Below are 21,135 nucleotides of genomic sequence, written 5' to 3'. Positions count from 1 at the left end.
CTGGAACCGGCGTGCTGGCCACGCTCGCCGCCGCATGCCTGCTGTGCGCGCCAGCTGGCGCCGCGGCGCAGGCCATGACGCTGCTCGATGCCTATCACCTGGCACTCGCGCAGGATCCCCGCTACCGCTCCGCGGTGGAAGAGGCCGCCGCCGGCGAGCAGTATCGCGTGATCGGGCGGTCCTTCCTGTTGCCGCAGATCCAGTTCACCTACAACTGGGCGCGCAACCGATCGGACATCACCCGCTACGCCGGGCCGCGCCTGGGCGACCAGACCACCACCGAGTTCTACCGCAGCTACAGCGGCGCGGTGCAGCTGCGCCAGCCGCTGTTCAACTGGGACTACTGGTCGCGCTTTCGCCAGGGCGAAGCCCAGTCGCAGGCCAGCGCGGCGTTGTTCGACAGCCGGCGCCAGGAACTGGCGCTGCGCGTGACCACGGCCTTCACCGAGGTGCTCGAGGCCTATGACGTGATCGCGCTGGCCGAGGCCGAGCGCGACGCGCTGCAGGAGCAGCTGAAACAGAACTACCGCTTCTTCGACAAGGGCGAGGGTACGCGCACCGACATCGTCGAGACGCAGGCCCGGCTTGACCTCGCGGTGGCGCAGGTGATCGAGGCACGCGACGGGCTGACGGCGGCGCGCAAGCGCCTGGACGCGATCCTCGGTGCCAGCCCGGGCGGCCAGGACCGGCTGCTGGCGACATTGTCGGCGGGGTTCCGCGCGCAAGGACCGGCGCCGGCCGATATCGGGTACTGGACCGATGCCGCCATCGCCAACAATCCCGAGCTGCAATCGCGCGAGCACGGCGTGGAAGCGGCGCGGCAGGATATCGGCCGCGCGCGTGCCGGCCACCTGCCCAGGGTCGACCTGGTGGCCAGCTATGGCGAGAACAAGTCGGAAACCGTCAACACGCTGAACACCAAGTACGACACCGCGTACGTCGGCCTGCAGGTGGCCGTGCCGCTGTTCAGCGGCGGTGCCGTCAGCGCCCAGGTCAGCCAGGCCGAAGCCAACTACCGCAAGGCGATGGCCGAGTTCGACGGGCGCCGGACCGAGGTCACGGACGAGGTGCGCAAGCAGTTCGACCTGGCCCTCAGCAGCGTGGTCAAGGTCGGCGCCTACGAGCAGGCGGAACAGGCCGCGCGGGAACTGCTGCGCGCGACGCGCCTGAGCATCGCGGCGGGCATGCGCGTCAACCTGGACCTGCTCAATGCGCAGCAGCAGCTCCATACCGCGCGCCGCAACCTGGCCCGCGCCCGCTATACCAACGTCGTCACGCGATTGCGGCTGCTGTTTGCGGCGGGCCTGCTCACCGAGCAGGACGTGCGCGATGCCAGTGCGCAGTTTTCGGGCCAAGCCGCGCCGGGACAGCCGGAGCGGTCCGGGCAGCCCGAGCGGCCGGAGCGGCCAGCGCGCACGGCCGCAAGCCGTGCCCCCCATGTGTCCGCAGCCACCAAGCCTTTTGGAGAACCCAGACATGGACAACACTGACCTGCCGGTACTGGTTCCGGTGGTGATTTCCGGCGGCGCCGGAACCCGGCTCTGGCCGGTGTCGCGCGAGACATTCCCCAAGCCGATGATGACGCTGGCGGATGGCGAGAGCCTGCTGCAGAAGACGTTCAACCGCGTCGCGGCGCTGCCGGGCGTGCAAGAGGTGGTGACCGTCATCAACCGCGACATCTACTTTCTCGCACGCGACATGTTTGCGCGCAGCGCGGCGGGTGCCATGCCTTGCAGCTTCCTGCTCGAGCCGGTGGGCCGCAACACCGCCGCGGCCATTGCCGCGGCGGCGAGCTGGGTCGCGCGCCGGCACGGCGACCATGCCTTGATGCTGGTGCTGCCCGCCGACCACCTGATCGAGCCGCTGGACAGTTTCGTCGAGGCGGTGGCGGCTGCGGCGGCGGTCGCGCGGCAGGGATGGCTGGCCACGTTCGGCGTGGCGCCTACCGCGCCGGAGACCGGTTACGGCTATATCCAGGCCGGGCCGCGCATCGGCGCGGGCGAGCAGGCGCACCTGGCGTGCCGCTTCGTGGAGAAGCCCGCGCTGGAGCTGGCCAAGGCCTACCTGGCCAGCGGCGATTACCTGTGGAACTCCGGCATGTTCTGCTTCTCGGCCGGCGCGGTGCTGGCCGAGCTGCAGCGCTACGCCTCGGATATCGCCGACCAGGCCGCCGGCAGCGTCCGCGGCGGCCGCGAACTGCGCGCCGGCGACCAGCTGTCGCTCGAGCTCGACCCGGTGGTGTTCGAGGCCGTGCGCGCGCAGTCGCTGGATTTTGCCTTGATGGAACGCTCCCAGCGCGTCGCCGTGGTGCGCAACACCATGCGCTGGAGCGATGTCGGGTCGTGGTCGAGCGTGAGCGCGCTGCTGCCGCAGGATGGCGAGGGCAACAGCGTGAGCGCCGAGGCCGTGCTGCACAACACCCGCCGCTGCTTTATCCGCAGCGAGCGCGTGGTCGGCGCCGTCGGCCTGGACAACCTGATGATCGTCGACACCGAGGACGCGCTGCTGGTCGCGCACCGCGAGCACGCCGAGGATGTGCGCCACATCGTCGCGGCGCTGCAGCGCAAGGGGCATGACGCCTACCGGCACCATCGGACGGTGCGGCGGCCCTGGGGCGCCTATTCCGTGCTGGTGGAGGGCGAGCGCTTCAAGGTCAAGCGCATTGTGGTGGCGCCCGGCCAGTCGCTGTCGCTGCAGCTGCACGCGCATCGCTACGAGCACTGGATCGTGGTCTGCGGCGAAGCGCTGGTCGAGAACGGCACGCAGCACGCGCGGCTGCTGGCCAACCAGTCCACCTACATTCCGGCGGGGCAGAAGCACCGGCTGCACAACCCCGGCAGCAGCGAGCTGGTGCTGATCGAAGTGCAATGCGGCAACTATCTCGGCGAAGACGACATCGTGCGCTTCGAAGACAACTATGGCCGTGCGCCGGCGCAAGGCGGCACGGCGCCGGCTTCGGCGCACCACGCCTGACGTGGCCGGTCGCGCAGAGAAGGAAACAGGGACCATGGCAAGACGCCAGGCGCTTTCGACGATGCTGCTGTTCGCGCGGCAGGAGCTGGTGGACCGCCAGCAGGGCCAGCTGTTCGGCATGGCCTGGCTGATCATCCACCCGCTGTGCCTCATTATCGTGTTCAGTACCGTGTTCTCGCACCTGATGCGGGCACGGCTCGGCAGCGACGGCAGCCCCTACGCCTATACGGTGCACCTGATCGGCGGGATGCTGGCGTGGAACCTGTTCGCCAATACGCTGTCGCGCCTGTCCACGGTCTACACCGCCAAGGCGCACCTGATCCGCAAGGTACCGGTAAGCCTGGGGCTGATGCCGCTGCATGTGGTTGCGGTGGAGCTGACGGTCTACGGCATATCGATGGTGCTCTATGCCGCGTACCTTGCCGTGATCGGCTTTCCGTTCAACCCGGCATGGCTGGCGCTGCCGGCCGTGATCGGGCTGCTGGGCGCGTTTGCCTACGGCGTCGGCATCGTGCTCGGCATGCTCGAGGTGTTCCTGCCGGACGTTCGCAATATCGTGGCGGTCGCGCTGCAGTTCGGCTTCTGGATGACCCCGGTGGTCTACCTGCCCGAGATCCTGCCGGCCTGGGCGCGTGCCTTGCTGATGCTCAACCCGGCGTACTGGGCCATCGACGCGGTCCACGTCATCATCCTCGGCGGCCGGCTGCCGGCGCCGGCCCCGCTGGCGGCACTGGCGCTGCTGGCGGCCGCGCTGCTGCTGGCCGCGCGCTGGATGAAGCGGCGGCTGGAACGCGAACTACGGGACTTGCTCTGACATGCCAGGCACTGCATCCACGGCGGCGCCGCTGCTCGCGCTGACGCGCGTCAGCAAGGCGTTCCGCCTCTACGCATCCCCCGCGGACCGGCTCAAGGAGGCGCTGCTGCGCCGGGCCTGCCACCGCGACCACCAGGCGCTCGACGGCGTCAGCCTGGAAGTCCGGCCGGGCGACGCAGTCGGGGTGATCGGGCGCAACGGCGCGGGCAAGTCCACGCTGCTCAAGCTGGTCACCGGGGTACTGCTGCCCGATGCCGGCACGGTCCGGCATGCGGGCCGGGTCACCGGCTTGCTGGAACTGGGCACGGGGTTCGATCCCAACCTGTCGGGGCGCGACAACATCGACGTCAATGCCCGGCTGCTGGGCATGGACGCGGCGGAAGTGCGGCGCAAGCGCGACGCCATCATTGCGTTCTCCGAGCTGGGGCCGTTCATCGATGCGCCGGTGCGCACGTACTCGTCGGGCATGACCATGCGCCTGGGCTTTGCCATCGCCATTCACGCGGATCCGGACTGCTTTGTTGTCGACGAAGCGCTGTCGGTCGGCGATGCCCGCTTCCAGCAGAAGTGCATCGCCAGGATCCGCGAGTACCGGGAGCAGGGCGGCGGCATTCTCTTTGTCTCGCACGACGTCAACGCGATCAAGCTGGTCTGCAATCGCGCGGTGGTGCTGGAAGCGGGCCGGCTGCTGTTCGACGGCACGCCAGAGCAGGCCGTGAGCCGCTATTTCCGGCTGATCGCCGGGGTGCCCGCCGGCATGCAGATGACGGCGCGCGATGATGGCGGCGATGGCGACCGCGACTACGGGCAACGGCGCACGCGCATCGTGGCCGCCACGCTGCATGACGGGCAGGGCCGGGAGTCGCACAAGTTTGTCTGCGGCGATGCGGTCAGCCTGCGGCTTGCCGTGGCCTCGGACGACAACGTGGCGCTGAATGTCGGCTTCCTGCTGCGCGACCGCTTCGGCCAGGACATGTTCGGCACCAATACCGGACTGCTGGGGCGCCGGGTCGAGTTCCGCCGCGGCACGGTGTCGGAATGCCGCTTCGATTTCCCGGTGCGGCTGGCACCGGGCAGCTATTCGGTCACGCTCGCGGTCCACTCGGAGCTGACCCATCTTCACAACTGCCAGCACTGGCTGGACAACGCACTCGAGTTCGAAGTGTCGGCATTCGGTTCCCGCGCCTTCGCCGGGTTGTGCGAGCTGCCGGTCAGCTTCAGCCAGACCCCGCAGGGCGTGCGTGCCGGTGCCGGTGCCGACAAGGAGATTCCCTTTGCTTCATGAGCGAAATGCGCTATCCGAGCCCGCTGAACCGTGCGCGCCGGCCGCGGGCGACGGTGACGCGGCCCAGGCGCGTGCGGCGCTGGAGGCGCTGGTCGCCCGCGTGCGCGCCGAGGCGGCCGCGGCCGATGGCAAGGCCAGCGCGCAGGATCCGCTGTCCGCGGACTACCTGAGCCTGCCCGAGCCGGCGCTGCCGGAACTGGGCTATGCCGGCGCGGACGGTGTCCTGCACCCGGTCCACCTGCTGTCGATCCCGCGCACGGAGTTTGTCGGGCAGGCCTACCGCCTGCTGCTGGGACGCGAGCCCGACGACGCCGGCGCCGCCCACTACGCCGCGGTGCTGGCGTTGACCGATAGCCGGCTGTGGGTCGTGGCACAGCTGCGCGCCTCGGCCGAGGGCCGTCGCCGCGGCGTACGGCTGGCCGGCGGCGCCGGACTGCTGGCACGGTACCTGGCGGCTCGCGTTGCGCTGCGACTGGGCCTGGGCGGGCCGGCGCGGCGCGCCTTCGGCCGCTACGAGCAGCGCCTGGCCCGCCGCGAGGCGGCGGGGGTGTGGCTCGCCGATGCGTTGCAGCGGCAACGCGACGGCATGCTGCGCGCGCAGCGCGCCTGGCGCAAGCCGATCGAGGCGGTCGCGGGCAGCGTGCTGAATGCCCTGCGCGAACAGCGCGACGCGCGCGCGCGCCTCGACGCGCTGGAAGACCAGCTGGAAAAGCTCTCGGCCGAGCTGACCCATGAGCGACTGTCGCGCATGGGCGAGCGCCGCACCGCGCCGCCCGTGCCGGGCCTGCTGCCCCACCACGGGGTCAGCGATAACGGGCATGGCGAGGCCGCGGACGGCGCGGACCTGCGCGCGCAGATCGAGGCCTATTACATGGCCTTCGAGAACGCGAACCGCGGCTCGCGCGAAGAGATCCGCCGCAAGCTGTCCGCCTATGACGGCTGGATCGAGGCCCTGCGCGAGGCGTCACCCGGCCCGGTACTCGATATCGGCTGCGGACGCGGCGAATGGCTGGAATTGCTGGCCGAGCGCGGCATTCCGGCGCGCGGCGTCGATCTCAACAGCACGATGGTGGCGTTCTGCCGCGGCCACGGCCTGGAGGTCGATGCCTGCGATGGCGTAGAGGCCATGGCCCGCATGCCGGCCGGCGCGCTGGGCGCGGTGACGGCGTTCCATGTGGTCGAGCATCTGCCCTTCGAAGTGCTGTACGCGATGATCGCCAATGCGGCGCGGGTGCTGGCGCCGGGCGGTTCGATCCTGATCGAGACGCCGAATCCGGAGAACCTGCTGGTGGGCAGCCATACCTTCTATCATGACTTTTCCCACCGCAATCCGGTCACGCCGACGTCGCTGTCGTTCCTGCTGGCCTTCCATGGCTTCGAGGCGCCGCAGGTGCTGCGGCTCAACCCTTATCCGGCATCGGCCAAGGTGCCCGGGGACGACCCGTTGACCGAGCGCGTCAACGGCCACCTGTGCGGACCGCAGGACTACGCAATGATCGCGCGCAAGCCGCTGCTGCCGCCCGCCTCGCCGGCGCCACAGCACGAAGCCGCCGCCGCACCGTGAAGATCCTGCTGACCGCGAACCTGGTGCCGTTCCTGCACGGCGGCGCCGAGTACCACATCGCCAATCTCGCCGCCGCGCTGCGCGAGGCCGGGCACGCGCTCGAGGTGCTGCGGCTGCCGTTCCGCTTCGGGCCGGAGGACGCCGTGGAGCAGGCCATGGCGCACGCGGCCGCGCTCGACATGCACCGCCCCAACGGGGTGGAGATCGACCGCGTGATCAGCCTGCAGTTTCCCGGCTGGGGGGTCGCGCACCCGGATCACCACGTGTGGGTGATGCACCAGCATCGCGCCGTGTACGACCTGTATGCCGAAGCCGCGGCCACGCCGCCGCTGCGGCGCCTGCGCGAGCGTGTGATCGCCTTCGACAACGCCAGCCTTGCCCGGACCCGCCGGCGCTTTGCCAACTCGCGGCGCGTGGCACAGCGGCTGTGGCAGTACAACCAGATCGAAGCCGAGCCGCTCTATCACCCGCCGCCGCTGGTGGGGCGGTTCCGCTGCGAAGCGGCGCTGCCGTTCATCTTCATGCCGAGCCGGCTCGAGACGCTCAAGCGCCAGGCGCTGCTGGTCGAGGCCGCCGCGCGGCTGCGTGGCGGGCTGTCGATCGTGCTGGCCGGCACCGGCGGCCAGATGGAAATACTGCGCCAGCGGATCGAGGCGCTGGGCGTGGGCCACCGCGTGGCGCTGCTGGGCGAGATCAGCGAACAGGAGAAGCTGCACTTCTACGCCCGCGCCCTTGCCGTGTGTTTTCCCGCGCGCGACGAAGACTACGGCTATGTGCCGCTCGAAGCGATGCTGTCGTCCAAGCCGGTGGTGGTGTGCAGCGACGGCGGCGGGCCGCTCGAGTTTATGCGGCACGGGGAAAACGGCTGGGTGGTGCCGCCGGATCCCGACGCTCTTGCCGCGACGCTGGAGGCCATCGCCGCGCGTCCGGCGCAGGCCGCGGAGATGGGCGTGGCGGGCCGGCAGATGCTGCTGGCGCGCGGCATCGGCTGGGAACACGTGGTCGCGACGCTGACATCGTGAGCGGCGCACCGTGCAGACAACTGACCACATCATGGTAGAGCGGAACACATGAGAGTAGCGATCGTGGCACCGAGTCCGGTGCCTTTTATCATCGGCGGCGCCGAGAACCTCTGGTGGGGCATGCTGCGCGAACTGAACCGGCGTGCGGGCGTGGTGGCCGAACTGATCAAGCTGCCGAGCCCGGAGCGCAACCTGGTCGAGCTGATCGGAAGCTACCGCACCTTCTCTCGGCTGGACCTGAGCCATTTCGACCTCGTCATCAGCACCAAGTACCCGGCGTGGATGGTCCGGCATCCCAACCATATGGTCTACCTGCAGCACAAGCTGCGCGGCCTCTATGACACGTGCCCGGCGCACCTGGCGCGCCCGCCGGACGCCGCTGCGGTGGCGCGCCTGCGGTTGCCGCCGGCACTCGAGTCCGCCTTGCTGGCGGGCCACGGCGGCGAAAGCCTGGATGCGGCCGAGGTGGCCGAGACCCTGCTGGCGGCGCTGACGCGCGCGGATGCGCCGCCGGAACTGCTGCATTTTCCCGGGACCTTCGCGCGCGCGGTGGTGCATCTGCTTGACCGCATCGGCATGCAGCCCGGCCATATCCGGCGCTACGCGGCGATCTCGCGCACGGTGCAGGAGCGTGCTTCGCATTTTCCTGCGGGCTGCCATGTCGAGGTGTGCCATCACCCGACCGGGCTGGAGGGGCTGGCGCCCGCCGCGCTGCCGGACGACGCCGGCATCTTCACCGCGAGCCGGCTGGTGGGCGGCAAGCGTATCGACTTGCTGATCGATGCCTATCTGCGCAGCGGTGCGACGCTGCCGCTGCGCATTGCCGGCGCCGGCCCGGAAGAGCAGGCCCTGCGCGCGCGTGCGGCAAGCCACGACGGCATTCAGTTTCTGGGCAGGCTCACCGATGCGGAACTGGCCCAGGCATATGCCCGGGCGGCATTCGTCCCTTTCGTGCCGTACCAGGAGGACTATGGCCTGATCACGCTGGAGGCGATGCTGTGCGGGCGGCCGGTGCTGACCGTCAGCGACAGCGGCGGGCCCACCGAACTGATCGAGGATGGCGTCAATGGCGTGATCGCGGCACCCGACGCGCAAGCGCTCGGCGCTGCCATCGCGCGGCTTTCAGCGGACCCGGCCGGCGTCGCCGCCATGGGCCTGCGCGCGCGCGATCGCGCGGCGGCGATCCACTGGCAGGCCTTTGGCGACTGGCTGCTGTCCGGCGCCGCCCCCGCTGCTGCGTCGGCGTGCGCCCCGGCGCCCTGCGCGGCGCATGTGGCACGCCCGGCCAAGCCCCGCCTCGTGGTCGTCAACACATTCCCGGTCGAGCCGGTGGTCAGCGGCGGCAAGCTGCGGCTGTTCGGCTTGTACCGCCACCTGGCGCAGGCGTTCGAGGTGCGCTTCGTCAACCTGGCGGACACCGCCATGCCCCGCCATGCCAGGCCGCTGGCGCCCGGGGTGGTGGAGGAGGTGGTGCCGGTGACGCCGCGCCTGCGCGAGCATGCCCGGGATCTCGAACAAAAGCTTGGCGTGTCGGCGGGCGACCTGGCCGCGGCGATGCACCCGGACAGCGTGCCGCAGTGGCTCGAGGCGCTGCGCGAGCAGCTGCGCATCGCGGAGCTGGCGGTGTGCGCGCATCCGTACGGCTTCCCCGCCTTGCAGGCTGCCGGCGAGCCGCGTCCGCACCTGTACGAGGCGCACAATGTCGAGTACGACCTGAAGGCCGGCATGTATGGCCGGCACGCGTGGGCGGCCCAGCTGGTGCGGCACTTCGAGCGCCAGTGCGCCGAGCAGGCGTGCGGCGTGACCGCTTGCAGCGAGCTCGATGCCGAGCGGCTGCGCGAGCTGTACCAGCTCGACGGCACGCCGGTGGCGGTGCTGGCCAACGGCATCGAGATCGCCGAGACACCGTTCGTGGCGGTTGCCGAGCGCCAGGCCCGGGGAAGCCGCCTGGGCAAGGAGCGGCCACTGGCCCTGTTCATGGGCAGTGCCCACGGGCCCAATCTGGAAGCGGCCTTGCTGGTGCTGGCCGCGGCCGCGCGCAGCCCGGCGCTGGACTTTGCCATCATGGGCTCGGTCTGCGGCATGATCGACGCCGATGCGCGGCCCGGCAATGTCGCCATGCTGGGGGTGGTCGACGCGGCGGAGAAGTCGCTGTGGCTAGGCCTGGCGGATTACGGCCTCAATCCCGTGCGGGCCGGCTCCGGCACCAACCTGAAGCTGGCCGAGTACACCGCCAGCGGCCTGCTGGTGCTGAGCACGGCATTCGGCGCGCGCGGCAGCGGCCTCACCGCGTGGGAGGATTTCGTGCCGATCGAGGCCGACGACCTCGCCGGCGCCCTGTGCGCCGCGCATGCGCTCGACGCCGGGCGCCATGGCGCGCTGGTTGCGTCGGCGCGCGCCAAGGTCGCCGCGAGCGGCGACTGGCGCAAGATCGGCGAACGCTACGCCGCCTTTGCCTCGGGCTTCTTGCGCACCTGAATCTCGGCTTCGCCCTTGGCCAGCTTTTCCAGGATGACCGGCTCGCGCACGATCAGCCGGCGCAGGTCTTTCTGGACGATACCGGTGCTGACCAGGGCGTGGATCGCGCGCGACACGGTCTCGCGGCTGACATTGGCCATGATCGCGATGCCCTGCTGGTTGGGCAGGTTCTCGATCGTGACGAGGTTGCCGGTCGGGTTGCGCGCGGCGCTCATCAGGATCGCGTAGACGCGCGAGTAGGCCCGGTTCATGCCCAGCATCGAACGATAGCTGGAGGCCTGGCGGATCGTGTTGCACAGCTTCTGCAGCAGGGTCTCGATCACGCTCGGGTGGTTGTAGAACAACCACTTCGCCTTCTGCCGGGGCAGGAAGCCGACCAGCGAATCGACGCTGGCGACGATCGAGGCGGAGCGGGGCAGGCCATCGATGATGGACAGCTCCCCGAAATAGTCGCCGGGCTCGACGAAATCGAGCCCCACTTCGCGCCCATCCTCCGCCAGTGCGATGACCTGCAGCCGGCCGCTCAGCAGCATCATCAGCGAATCGCCGGCGGCGCCGTGGTGGACGACAAATTCCCGCTTGCGAAACCGCTGGATCCGGATCTCGGCCTGCAGCTCAAGCAGCGTTTCGTCATCCAGGCCGGCCAGGAGACGTTGTCGCCTGAGCAGATCAAGCGGCTTCATTGCTGAAATTTTAGACATGGACGTTACATAGCTGTCACCCCACATCCAAGCTAACACGTCCGCGTTGGCCGCGTTTGTGATTCCTGTCACAAAGCACCGGGCATGGCTCGGTCATCATCATCGCCAGCCTGTCGACGATGCGGGAGCCTCCGGGGCGACCCGCACAGGGGCCGGCGTGCGTCCCTTGGGCCGCACCGAAGTCAGAAGGGGTTGCAATGAATACGATGATCCGGGGAATGCTGATCGGCTGCCTGTCGATCGGCTGGGCGGTATTGGCATGGGCGCAGGGACCGGCCGAGGTGGGCAAGATCGCCGTGGTGGCGGGCAGCGCCTGGCTCGAGGCGCACGGCCAGCGGCAGCCGCTGCAGGCCGGCAGCACGCTGCACGAAGGCGCGACGCTGGAGACCGGCAGCGACGGCTACGTCTACGTCAACACGGTGGACCGCGGCTTTGTCAGCCTGCGCCCGAACTCCAGCCTGACCATCGAGGCCTACGCCTACGACAGCGCCGCGCCCGCCAATACGCAGATCAAGCTCAGGCTGAACCGCGGCGTGGTGCGCACCATCTCCGGCGAAGGCGCCCAGGCGGCACGGGAGCGCTTTCGCATGAATACCCCGGTGGCGGCGATCGGCATCCGCGGTACCGACTTCTCGGTCTTCACCGACGCCCGCACCACGCGTGCCAGCGTGCGTGCCGGCGGCATTGTGATGTCGCCATTCCTTGCTGGCTGTCGGCCCGCAGGCACGGGCCCGTGCGAGGGCGGCACGGGGCTGTCGAGCCAGGCCGGCGGCAGCATCCTGCAGCTGCGCCATGGCGAGACCCAGCCGACGCTGCTCGGGCCGCAGTTCCAGCACCTGTCGCCCGAGGCGGTGGCGCCGCCCGGCAAGGATGAGGGGAGCGTCGCCGGCGGACAGGTCAAGACCTCGGCGGTGAGCGCGCCGGCGGTCGTCACCGCCAACGAGATCGAAATACTCGGTGACGCCGTCAGGTTGCTGCCCGAGCCGCGTCCCGCCCCTGCGCCCGTGCCCGAGACGCCGGTGGTGCGCCCGCAGCCTGTCCCGCCTGCGCCGGAGGCGCAGAAGCTGTTCTGGGGCCGCTACCAGGCCCTGGCCAGCCTGCCGGCGGACACCACGCTGGAAGCACTGCGCGCAGGCGTCCATGACATCGTTGCGATGGGCGGTTTCGGGCCGTTTGCCCTGGTTCGCGATTCGCGCGAGCCGATGACGATGCCGGTCAAGGGTGTGTTCGGCTTCCAGCTCAAGAGTGCCGAGGCTTACGTGGTGGGCGATGGCAAGGCGACCGCGGCGACCGTCGCCGATCCGTCGCTGGTGGTCGACTTCGGCAAGCGCCGCTTCGACACCAGCCTTACGGTCAGCACCAGCCAGCTCAGCCATTCGATGCGCGCGCAAGGCTCCGTGACCTCCGACGGCATGATGCGCAGCGACCAGGCCGCGGGCAATGCCATGGTGCGCGGCGCGCTGGCCGGCACCGACGCGTCGCAGGCCGGCTACGTGTTCAGCAGCCAGATCGGCGCCTCCGGGCAGACGGCGGTAGGGGCGACAAATTGGGGGCGCTAGGCGCGGCAGGCACGCCGCGCGACTGGCTGCGCCCGGGACTGTTCGCCCTGGTGCTGGGCGCCTGCGCGCTGCTCGGCAGCGGCATGTGGTCGCCGCGCTGGTTTCACCGCCTGGAGGACCTGATGGCCGACCTGCGCTGGCGGCTGGGGCCGTCCGCGGGCCAGTCGGCGCATGTCGCGGTGGTCGAGATCGACGAGGCCAGCCTGGACATCGTCGGGCCCTGGCCATGGCCGCGCGAAGTCGTGGCGGGGCTGGCGGGAGAGCTCTTCACCCGGCACGCAGCCCGCGTGGTCGCCCTGGACATGGTATTCCCCGAACCGCGGGACGCCGCCGCCGATGCCGCCTTGCTTGCGCTCGCCAGACGACACCGGATGGTGTTCTCACAGGCCTTCTACCTGACGCAGCAAACGGCGCGCGCCGGCCAGCCCGGTGGCGCGCTGCCGGGGCCCGCCGACCTGGCAGCGCCCCCGGCGGCGACGGGCCATCTCGGCAACTTCTTCACCGCCGCTCCGGGCGATTGCGTCGGTCATATCACGCCCCAGGTGGACGCCGACGGGGTGGTGCGGCGCATGGCGCCGGTGATCGGCTATGCCGGGCAGCAGTATCCGATGCTGGCCGCGGCGGCCTTGCTGTGCGCAAGGCCCGGCTTGCCTGCGGCGCTGCCCTGGACCACGCTGGCGCCGCTGCTGGCGCAGGCGAGGGAGGCGGATGGCTTCGTGCCCATCCCTTGGCGCCACGCGAGCGAAGGGTTTCCGGTGTTCAGCGCGGTCGATGTGCTGGCCCGGCGCGTGCCGGCGCAGGCGCTGGCGGGACGTTATGTGCTGGTCGGCGCGTCGGCGCTCGGCCTGTCGGACCATGTCGTCAGCCCGCACGATCCACGCCTGCCCGGCGTGATGGCGCATGCCGAAATGCTCGACTGGCTGCTGGCGGAAGCCGCGGCGCCCTCGCCGCGGCTCGTGCTGCCGTGGCTGGGCTGGGCCTGGACCGTGGCCACCGTGCTGGCGCTCGCCTGGCTGTCGCGCGGCGGCAACCTGCTGGTCACCTATGGCGCCCTGACCGGCATGGCCGGGTCATGGCTGCTGGTGCTGCTGGGATTGCCGCCTGGCGCCGCAGGCCGCGCGGCGGTGCTGCCCGTGGTGGCCGCGATCCTGCTGCTGGTCTTGCAGGCACCGGCGGAATGGGCGTTGGCGCGCGCGCAGGCGCGGCAGTTCCAGCGCCGCTTCCGCCGCTACCTGCCGCCGGCGGTGATGGAAGCCTTGCTGCGCGAACGCGGCTACGAGGCCATGCTGCCCATGCGCCGGACCGTGACCGTGCTGTTCGCCGACATGGAGGGTTACACCGCGCTGGCCGAAACCATGGCGCCGGAGCGGCTGGTCAAAGTGACCGAGATCGTCCTGGAAGCACTGACCGCGCAGATCCATGCCGCTGGCGGCACGGTCGACAAGTACATCGGGGATGCGGTGATGGCGTTCTGGAACGCGCCGCTCGACCAGCCTGACCATGCGGACCGGGGCCTGGCCTGTGCCTGCGCCATGCTGTCCGGCATGCCGGCGCTGAACGCGCGGCTGCAGGCAGCATGCCCGTGGCTGGCGCCGGTGCGGGTCTGCATCGGGCTGCACAGTGGCGAAGCGGTGGTGGGCGAGATCGGCTCGCCGCTGCGCAAGAGCTATACAGCCATCGGCGACACGGTCAATATCGCGTCGCGGCTGCAGGACCTGTGCAAGGCGGTCTCGGCCGACCTCCTGGTAGGCGAGGGCACCGCGGCGCTGGCACAAGGCCACGTACTGAAGCCGGTTGGTCGCGCGCGCCTGCGCGGACGCAGCCGGGCCGAGCAGATCTACGCGGTCCGCGGGCGGCCGTGCCCGCAGCCTTTCGACCTGTCGGAGCCGGCTGTTGCGTGATGCGCGTGCCCGGTGCACGCGGGCGAGCCTGTGCGCAATGCTGATGTGGGCTTGCGGCGCCGCGGCCCAATGGGGACACGCGGCCCAGCCCGTGCTTCCCGCCCGGCCGGCCATGCCCGATCGGGTGGCGCCGCACCAGCCGGGATCCTCGGCGGGCGTGGTGGCAGACTTGCCTGCAGCGGCGTTCGACGCGGGCGGTGCCTACGAGTCCTTCTACCAGCGCGTCCATGGCGCGATGCGCGACGGCGACTTCGACGCGGCGCGCCAGATGCTGCTCGATGTCGAGCGTCTGCCCCTGCCGCACGCCGGAGCACGGCTCGACATCGCCATTGCCCTGTGTGAACTGGGCGAGCGCGAACGCGCCTTCACACAGTTTTCCCAACTACAGGGGGGCACCGATGTGCCGCCGGCCATCCGGGTGCTGATCGACTCCTATGTGCGCGGCGGCTGCAAGCGCCCGGACCCGCGCCTGCGCGGCCAGCTTTCGCTGCTGGCCGGCTACACCACCAACGCCAACTATGGCCCGCGCGATCCGCTGGTGCCGCTGGCCCCGGGGGCGCCGCTGCCATACCTGTTGCTGCAGCCGTCCCAGCTGGCACAGGCCGACCGCTTTGCCGGCATGGACGGCAGTGTGAACTGGGGGACCGGCGGCGTCGAAGGGCTGAACGTGTCCGTTGGCGCCTCGATCCGTCAATACGCCCAGCGGCAAGACTATAGCCAGTACGGTACAAGCCTGGCCGCCCACTATGGCCGCGAGACCGGCGTTGGCCTGGTGGAGGGGCAGGCCGCGCTGGGCTATACGTGGCTGGGCGGGCGGCCCTACCAGTATGGCGGCGGCGCGCTGCTGGGCTACTGGCTGCCAGAGCGGCAGCTGGCCGGCAAGCCCTACCGGCTCGGCATCGATACCAGCATGTCGCTCGACCGCTATCCCGACGGCCATGCCTTCGATGCGCGCCGCCACGACCTGCGGCTGCGCGGGCGCCTGGACCTGGCGCCGAACCTGCAGGTGTCGGCCGCCGTCGGCGTCATCCGCGACCTGGCACGCAACGAGCGCGCGGGCGGCGACCGGGATGGCTACGCCATCCTTGCGAACCTGACATGGCTGCCACAGCCGCGCCACCTGGTCGTCGCGCTCGCGCAGCGCCAGGAACTGCGCGATCGCCAGCCGTACTTTCGCGCGCTGTTCGGCGACACGCGCCGCCGGCAGGTGCTCAGCCAGGTGCTGCTGCGCTATACCTATCGCCATGCGTCGGAGCTCTCGTTCTATATCCAGGGCCTGTACCAGCAATCAGACGACTCCATCCCCCTGTTCCGCTATCGCGCAGGGACGGTGAGCACCGGCGTGTTGATGGACTTCTGAGCGGCACGGGGGCATTCGCGATGGCGGGCGAACGGTTCCTGCGGAGATTGTGCCGGCGGACACATTTTCATGCGGCGCGCGCTGACACAATCGCCTGCTGCGCCTGACATGGAAACTTTGCGCGTCTCATGGATTGGGAAAAACTGACCAACGGCGGCCTGGGCGAATTCCATCGCTATCCGCGGCGCGGCCGCCGCAACCGCACCGTGCCTGTCCTTATCGTGCTGGCCATTGCCGTGGCGCTTGCTGTCGGCTACTGGATGCGCTGAGCCGGACGCTGCGTTGTTTTTGCCGGCGTGGCTGGCCAGCGTTCCAACCCGCGAGAAACTCGCGGCGAAGCACGAAAAAAATGCCGCCAGTGCCCGGGGAGCGACTGGCGGAAAATGCGGGGATTAACGGCCGTGAAGACGACCGTTACGCGGCATTCTAGGCAGGCACGCCGGCCACGTCGGTGATGCCTGTCACACCGCCCGGCAAATCTGTGCGAGATCCCACCAACGTGGGGTCAACCGCCGCATCGACGGTGCCCCGCCGTCGCGCCATCCATGGCCTGCAACGCTCCGCCCGGGCGCCGCGCCATCCAGGCGGATGGCATTGGCGACGCCGCCATAGGATCCGCCGCCCAGGTCCCACACCCCGCGCGCCGGCAGGCGCCCGGCATTCCGGTGTGCGACCGTCGCCTTGCCGCACCTACCGTGCCGAAGGCCGCAACGCCCGCATGCCGGCCTTCACCACGCTTACCGCCGCCAGCACCAGCGCGCCGGCGGCGATGCCGGCAATGCCGTCCAGCAACACCGGCGCCAGCACCGCGAGCACGCCGCCGATTGCCGGCACCCCCGCCGCCGCCAGTGCCGTGGCTTCGGTCACGTGGTGCATCGCCGGGATGCCGTGCATCAGGATGCCGCCGCCCACCAGGAACATCGCCGCCGTCCCGGCAAACGACAAGGTTTTCATCAGCAAGGGTGCCAGCCGCAACAGGCCTTGTCCCATCCAGCGCAGGCCCGCCGACGCCTGCTTGCTCAGGTACAGGCCCGCGTCATCGAGCTTCACGATGCCGGCCACAAGGCCATACACGCCGACCGTCATGATGACCGCGATCGCGCACAGGACCGCGAGCCGCTGGCCGAAGGGAGCGTTGGCGACGGTGCCCAGCGAGATCACGATGATCTCCGCCGACAGGATGAAGTCGGTGCGAACCGCGCCCTTGATCTTCTCTTTCTCGAAGGCCACCATGTCGACGGCGGGGTCCGCGACGGCCTGGACTTCACGAACGTGGTGTGCGGCATCCTCGGCCTCGCTGTGCAGGAACCGGTGCGCCAGTTTTTCAAAGCCTTCGTAGCAAAGAAACGCGCCGCCCACCATCAGCAACGGCACCACGGCCCAGGGGGCCCAGGCGCTGATCGCCAGCGCCGCCGGCACCAGGATCACCTTGTTGCGGATCGACCCCAGCGCAACGGCCCAAACCACCGGCAGTTCACGCTCCGCCCTGACGCCGCTGACCTGCTGCGCGTTCAACGCCAGGTCATCGCCCAGCACGCCCGCGGTCTTCTTGGCCGCCATTTTGCTCATGACCGCGACATCGTCCAGGATGGTGGCGATGTCGTCGATCAATACCAGCAAGCTTGAACCAGCCATGTCAGGGCCTCCGCGCGCGGCAGCGCTGCCGCTCATGCAGCCAGTTTGTCATTCGGTCATGCTCCTTGGTGTCTGGGCAAGCAGGTTTCGTACCGGTCGCCGTTGCCGTGGGGTTTCAGGTGCAGCCGGCGAGATTGTAGAACATGGGTTCGCTTCGGCACCGGCGGGCACCGCGTGGCCGGCCTGTTCGTCATGCATCCTCCGCCATCGACAACGCGATGGTCTCGTACAACGCCTGCGCGGCGGGCTGCAGTGGCCGGTCGCGACGGCGTATCAGCGCCAGTACGCGGTCAACATCCGGCTCGACCAGCGGCACGGCGCAAAGCCGGGGATGATCCGGCGGTACCGCCATGCCAGGCAGCACGGCCATGCCCAGGCCGGCCTCGACCAGCGCCAGCACGCCGACGACGTGGTTGGCTTCGTAGTGAATGGTCGGCCGCCGCTCCAGATGGGCGATAGCGTTCTCGATCAGGGCACGATTGCCGCTGTGCCGGGACACGCTGACCATCCGTTGACCGGCCAGGTCCTGCCAGGCCACGCGTTCCCGCCCGGCCCATTCGTCGTCCCGGCGCATTGCCAGCCGGTAGCGTTCGGCGCGGATGGCGCGAAAGTCGATATTGGGCTCCTGGGCGCCCAAGAAGTTGAGCCCGAAATCCGATTCACCGGACAGCACGCTGGCCAGTACGCTGCTGGCGCTTTCGTCGACCACGCGCACGCGCACGCCGGGATGCCGCCCGGCAAACGCGCGGATCGCATGAGGCAGGCAATGCAGGGCGGCAGACGGTATCGCTGCCACGGTCACCAGGCCGCGTTGCAGCGCCGCTTCGTCGCCGAGCCGGAACACGGCGTTGTCGAGGATATCGAGCGCGGCGCGGGCCTCTTCCAGGAACTGGCGGCCGACATGGGTCACCTCCACGCGACGCGTGGTCCGGTCCAGCAGGCGCGAGCCCAGCGTTTTTTCCAGCTTTTCGATGCGCCGGCTCAGCGCCGGTTGCGAAATATGCAGCGCTTCGGCCGCCATGCGGAAACTGCCCTTTTCAGCGGTTGCGACAAAGGCCTGCAGGTCTTCGAGGGCGAAATTGATGCGTGCCATGCATGAAATCATCAGAACATTGCAATTCACAGAATAGTCTCGCATGACTACCCTTGCAATGCTGATCGGGGACGGTCCGCCCTCTTCCCGCGCAATACCCGCCCGATCCTGGACACGGTGGACAAGGCCATCGATGCCGCCATCAAGTCGCCGGAACTGCGGGCCAGGCGGATTCCGCAAGGCAAGCTGACGCGCGCAGCGCCCGCAAAACTGAACCAGAGGAGACAACATGAAACTGAACATTCCTGCCGGCAAGCGCGCGTTGCTGGTGTTCGTGCTGTGGCTGGCCGCGCCGGCCTGGGCCGACGAGATCCGCGTCATTACCTCGGGCGGCTTTACCGCGGCCTACCAGCAACTGGTGCCGCTGTACGAGGCCGCGACCCAGGACCGCGTCATCACCGCCTATGGCGCGTCGATGGGCAATGCGCCCGATTCCATTCCCAGCCGCCTGGCGCGCGGCGAGACCTTCGATGTCGTGATCCTGGCGGACTCGGGCCTGGACAAGCTGGTCGAGCAAGGCAAGGTGGCCGCCGGCAGCCGGGTCGACCTGGCGCGCTCGCTGATCGGCATGTCCGTGCGCAAGGGCACGCCCAAGCCGGATATCAGCACGGCCGAGGCGCTGAAGCAGACCCTGCTCAATGCGAAGTCCATCGCCTATTCCGCCAGCGCCAGCGGGACGTACCTCTCCAGCGAGCTGTTCCCCCGGCTTGGGGTGGCAGAACAGATCCAGGACAAGGCGCGCAAGATCTACAGCGAGCGGGTCGGCGCCGTGGTGGCGCGGGGCGATGCCGAGATCGGCTTCCAGCAGGTCAGCGAGCTGCTGCCGTTCAAGGAACTGGACTACGTGGGGCCGCTGCCCGCCGAGCTGCAGCAGAGGGTGTTCTTTTCCGCGGGAACGGTCGCGGGCCGGCAAAGCGCGGCAGCTTCGCGCTTCATCCGTTTCCTGGCCTCGCCGGCGGCGGCATCGATTGTCAGCAGCACCGGGCTGGAGCCCGTGGCCACGCCGCTGCAGCCACCGGCGCCTCCGGCGCTGGGGCCGGCGCAGATGCGTTGAGCCAGGTCGACTGTCGGCGAAGCGTGGCCCATTGCGGTTGTGCTAGGCGCGCTGTGTCCTGCGCGCCTCGGACGACGCGTCGCGCGTATCCGCCGGAACGCGGAACCCCTGCAGTTCATCCTCCTCGCACTGGGCGATCAGCCCCGTCTCCCACGCCAGGTACGCCCTGGCGGCTTCCTGGTTGCCCTCGTGGCGGTCATGCACGAAAAACAGATAGTCGATGCGCGCCGCCGGCGGCAACGGCTCCCCCTCGGCGGCTTGCGCCAGACCGGCCGACAGCCACGTTTGGTAGCCGCCCTCGGTGCGGAAGACATTGGCATAGCCCGCTTCCAGCAGGTCTTTCCACGCGAGGGCAGCCACCTCGGCCTCACTCGCGAGCAATACCACCGGATGGTCCGGCGTTGTACCGAGCGACTGCAAGGCTTGCAGCAGGCGCGGGCGGGTCGACCACACGGAGCCTTGCGCGTGGCCCTGGTTGAATGCGGCGCTCTCGCGCAGATCGACGACCGCCAGCGCCGCGGATTCATCGTGCAAGGTGCGCAGCTCACCGACGCCCAGTACACGCGGGCCCGCGCCAACGTCCGGCTGCGGCCGCACCGGCACTGTGACGCCGGAATCGACGCCATCCGCAAGGACGGCGCTGTCGAAGCCAAGCTGGTGCAGCCAGCTGGCGATCACCGGGGCGCGCACACCGTCATCGTCGAACACGATGACACGGCTGCCGCGCACCCCGATGTAGCGGTCCGTTGCCTGGATCAGTTGCCCGCCGGGGGCGTGGACGGCGCCGGCGATCGAGCGCCGGGTGAATTCTTCCGCGGTGCGGATATCGAAAAGGTAGGTCGTGCGGTGCTCGTCATCCAGCCATTGCTGGGCCTGTGCCGTGGAAAGCGATGGCAGGCCGAAGCGCCGCAGCAGCCGGGCGGACCGGTCGCGCGCAGCCTGCAGGAGCGGGGCGCAGGGTACGGCGTCGGCGAACCGCTCGCTGCCATGTTCCAGCGCATGGCCGGCGAGATACCAGCCCTGCGTGCCGTTCTCGAGCGCGAGCACCGGGTTGGGCAGGCCGAGGTTCCGCAGCGTCTGCGCGCCAATGATGCTGCGCGTGCGCCCCGCGCAATGCACGACGACCGGCGTGCTCGGATTTACCAGCAGAGCCGGCAGGCGTAGCGCAAGCTCTCCGTTGGGACAGCCCAGCGCGCCGGGGATGGTCATCTTGCGGTGTTCTTCGTTGGTACGGCCGTCAACGAGCACGAACGGCTCACCGGCGGCGCGGCGTGCGACCAGCGCATCGGCGCTCAGATGCGGTGTGTGCTGGATATGCTCGACCCATTCGCCAAATGTCTTGGATGGCACGTTTGCGCCTTTGAACAAGGTGTATCCGGCAGCCGCCCAGGCTGGTGCGCCGCCGTCCAGCAGCGTCACGTCAGCGTAGCCGAGCGCCGCAAGCCGCCGCGCCGCGCGCGTTGCCACGTCGCCGGCACCGTCGTCGAACAGCACGATACGCTCGGTGCGGCGCGGGGCCAGGCGGCCAACCTCCAGTTCCAGGCGGCTATAGGGCAGGGGCACGGCAAAGAAGGGATGGCCTTCGCCGTACTGGCCATGCTCGCGCACGTCGAACAGGGCCAGCGACTGGCCGTCATTCAGCCATTTGCGCAGCGTGCTGGCGTCGATGGTATGGGTCATGTCTGTCATTTGGGAT

General features: G+C 69.6%; 16 protein-coding genes. 12 read left to right on the top strand and 4 right to left on the bottom strand.

Annotated features, from left to right (window positions below):
- The first annotated feature begins 11 nt into the window (after window positions 1-11).
- From RALTA_RS24845 to RALTA_RS24815, 7 genes are read left to right on the top strand one after another with little or no spacing between them, the layout of a single operon-like run.
- Complete coding sequence (locus RALTA_RS24845; protein WP_050976526.1) at window positions 12-1,490, top strand: TolC family outer membrane protein; 1,479 nt, start codon at window positions 12-14, stop codon at window positions 1,488-1,490.
- Window positions 1,477-2,973 (top strand): mannose-1-phosphate guanylyltransferase/mannose-6-phosphate isomerase, encoded by a 1,497-nt coding sequence (locus tag RALTA_RS24840; protein ID WP_012356721.1) that lies wholly within the window; start codon window positions 1,477-1,479, stop codon window positions 2,971-2,973. The genes RALTA_RS24845 and RALTA_RS24840 overlap by 14 nt, the downstream gene beginning before the upstream one ends.
- A gap of 34 nt (window positions 2,974-3,007) precedes the next feature.
- Entirely contained in the window at window positions 3,008-3,787 is a 780-nt protein-coding gene (locus RALTA_RS24835; RefSeq protein WP_012356720.1) for an ABC transporter permease, read from the top strand.
- 1 nt (window position 3,788) lies between these two features.
- The gene (locus RALTA_RS24830) at window positions 3,789-5,072 is read left to right on the top strand and encodes an ABC transporter ATP-binding protein (RefSeq protein WP_012356719.1); all 1,284 of its coding nucleotides are present in this window, start codon (window positions 3,789-3,791) and stop codon (window positions 5,070-5,072) included.
- A complete protein-coding gene (locus RALTA_RS24825) occupies window positions 5,062-6,636 on the top strand; it encodes a methyltransferase domain-containing protein (RefSeq protein WP_012356718.1) in 1,575 nt (524 codons plus the stop codon). The genes RALTA_RS24830 and RALTA_RS24825 overlap by 11 nt, the downstream gene beginning before the upstream one ends.
- Complete coding sequence (locus RALTA_RS24820) at window positions 6,633-7,658, top strand: glycosyltransferase family 4 protein (RefSeq protein WP_012356717.1); 1,026 nt, start codon at window positions 6,633-6,635, stop codon at window positions 7,656-7,658. Before RALTA_RS24825 ends, RALTA_RS24820 begins: the two co-directional genes overlap by 4 nt.
- A 48-nt stretch (window positions 7,659-7,706) precedes the next feature.
- Entirely contained in the window at window positions 7,707-10,136 is a 2,430-nt protein-coding gene (locus tag RALTA_RS24815) for a glycosyltransferase family 4 protein (RefSeq protein ID WP_012356716.1), read from the top strand.
- Here the strand turns inward: RALTA_RS24815 and RALTA_RS24810 are convergent.
- Window positions 10,100-10,819, bottom strand: a complete 720-nt coding sequence (locus tag RALTA_RS24810; protein WP_012356715.1) for a Crp/Fnr family transcriptional regulator — start codon at window positions 10,817-10,819, stop codon at window positions 10,100-10,102. The genes RALTA_RS24815 and RALTA_RS24810 overlap by 37 nt on opposite strands.
- Window positions 10,820-11,034: 215 nt before the next feature.
- Between RALTA_RS24810 and RALTA_RS24805 the strand changes: the two genes are divergently transcribed.
- The 4 genes from RALTA_RS24805 to RALTA_RS30430 all read left to right on the top strand — a co-directional run bounded on the left by RALTA_RS24805 (window position 11,035) and on the right by RALTA_RS30430 (window position 15,926).
- Entirely contained in the window at window positions 11,035-12,396 is a 1,362-nt protein-coding gene (locus RALTA_RS24805; RefSeq protein ID WP_157877248.1) for a FecR family protein, read from the top strand.
- Window positions 12,384-14,297 carry an adenylate/guanylate cyclase domain-containing protein gene (locus RALTA_RS24800; protein WP_012356713.1) on the top strand — a complete coding sequence of 638 codons (1,914 nt, stop codon included), beginning with the start codon at window positions 12,384-12,386 and terminating at the stop codon, window positions 14,295-14,297. The genes RALTA_RS24805 and RALTA_RS24800 overlap by 13 nt, the downstream gene beginning before the upstream one ends.
- A gap of 112 nt (window positions 14,298-14,409) precedes the next feature.
- A complete protein-coding gene (locus RALTA_RS24795; RefSeq protein ID WP_157877245.1) occupies window positions 14,410-15,657 on the top strand; it encodes a hypothetical protein in 1,248 nt (415 codons plus the stop codon).
- A gap of 128 nt (window positions 15,658-15,785) precedes the next feature.
- Window positions 15,786-15,926 (top strand): hypothetical protein, encoded by a 141-nt coding sequence (locus RALTA_RS30430; protein ID WP_012356711.1) that lies wholly within the window; start codon window positions 15,786-15,788, stop codon window positions 15,924-15,926.
- 421 nt (window positions 15,927-16,347) lie between these two features.
- On the opposite strand, the gene RALTA_RS24790 is transcribed toward RALTA_RS30430, so the two are convergent.
- Both RALTA_RS24790 and RALTA_RS24785 read right to left on the bottom strand, forming a co-directional pair.
- Window positions 16,348-17,292, bottom strand: coding sequence for a DUF808 domain-containing protein (locus RALTA_RS24790; protein ID WP_025585443.1), 945 nt, complete (start codon window positions 17,290-17,292; stop codon window positions 16,348-16,350).
- Between the two features lie 190 nt (window positions 17,293-17,482).
- Window positions 17,483-18,385, bottom strand: coding sequence for a LysR family transcriptional regulator (locus tag RALTA_RS24785; protein WP_012356709.1), 903 nt, complete (start codon window positions 18,383-18,385; stop codon window positions 17,483-17,485).
- A 229-nt stretch (window positions 18,386-18,614) separates the two neighbouring features.
- On the opposite strand from RALTA_RS24785, the gene RALTA_RS24780 reads away from it, so the two are divergent.
- Window positions 18,615-19,439, top strand: coding sequence for a substrate-binding domain-containing protein (locus tag RALTA_RS24780; protein ID WP_012356708.1), 825 nt, complete (start codon window positions 18,615-18,617; stop codon window positions 19,437-19,439).
- Between the two features lie 42 nt (window positions 19,440-19,481).
- On the opposite strand, the gene RALTA_RS24775 is transcribed toward RALTA_RS24780, so the two are convergent.
- Window positions 19,482-21,128: a rhodanese-like domain-containing protein gene (locus RALTA_RS24775; RefSeq protein WP_012356707.1), complete on the bottom strand. Its 1,647-nt coding sequence runs from the start codon at window positions 21,126-21,128 to the stop codon at window positions 19,482-19,484.
- Between the last annotated feature and the right edge of the window lie 7 nt (window positions 21,129-21,135).

The organism is Cupriavidus taiwanensis LMG 19424, assembly GCF_000069785.1.
In the GTDB taxonomy this organism is placed as follows: domain Bacteria; phylum Pseudomonadota; class Gammaproteobacteria; order Burkholderiales; family Burkholderiaceae; genus Cupriavidus; species Cupriavidus taiwanensis.
This window is presented reverse-complemented; position numbering and strand designations above follow the sequence as displayed.

Coding starts and splice junctions, on each gene's coding strand:
- RALTA_RS24775 (WP_012356707.1), bottom strand. CDS start 21,128: ATGACAGACATGACCCATACCATCGACGCCAGCACGCTGCGCAAATGG.
- RALTA_RS24790 (WP_025585443.1), bottom strand. CDS start 17,292: ATGGCTGGTTCAAGCTTGCTGGTATTGATCGACGACATCGCCACCATC.
- RALTA_RS24830 (WP_012356719.1), top strand. CDS start 3,789: ATGCCAGGCACTGCATCCACGGCGGCGCCGCTGCTCGCGCTGACGCGC.
- RALTA_RS24795 (WP_157877245.1), top strand. CDS start 14,410: ATGCCCGATCGGGTGGCGCCGCACCAGCCGGGATCCTCGGCGGGCGTG.
- RALTA_RS24840 (WP_012356721.1), top strand. CDS start 1,477: ATGGACAACACTGACCTGCCGGTACTGGTTCCGGTGGTGATTTCCGGC.
- RALTA_RS24815 (WP_012356716.1), top strand. CDS start 7,707: ATGAGAGTAGCGATCGTGGCACCGAGTCCGGTGCCTTTTATCATCGGC.
- RALTA_RS24835 (WP_012356720.1), top strand. CDS start 3,008: ATGGCAAGACGCCAGGCGCTTTCGACGATGCTGCTGTTCGCGCGGCAG.
- RALTA_RS24810 (WP_012356715.1), bottom strand. CDS start 10,819: ATGAAGCCGCTTGATCTGCTCAGGCGACAACGTCTCCTGGCCGGCCTG.
- RALTA_RS24785 (WP_012356709.1), bottom strand. CDS start 18,385: ATGGCACGCATCAATTTCGCCCTCGAAGACCTGCAGGCCTTTGTCGCA.
- RALTA_RS24780 (WP_012356708.1), top strand. CDS start 18,615: ATGAAACTGAACATTCCTGCCGGCAAGCGCGCGTTGCTGGTGTTCGTG.
- RALTA_RS24805 (WP_157877248.1), top strand. CDS start 11,035: ATGAATACGATGATCCGGGGAATGCTGATCGGCTGCCTGTCGATCGGC.
- RALTA_RS30430 (WP_012356711.1), top strand. CDS start 15,786: ATGGATTGGGAAAAACTGACCAACGGCGGCCTGGGCGAATTCCATCGC.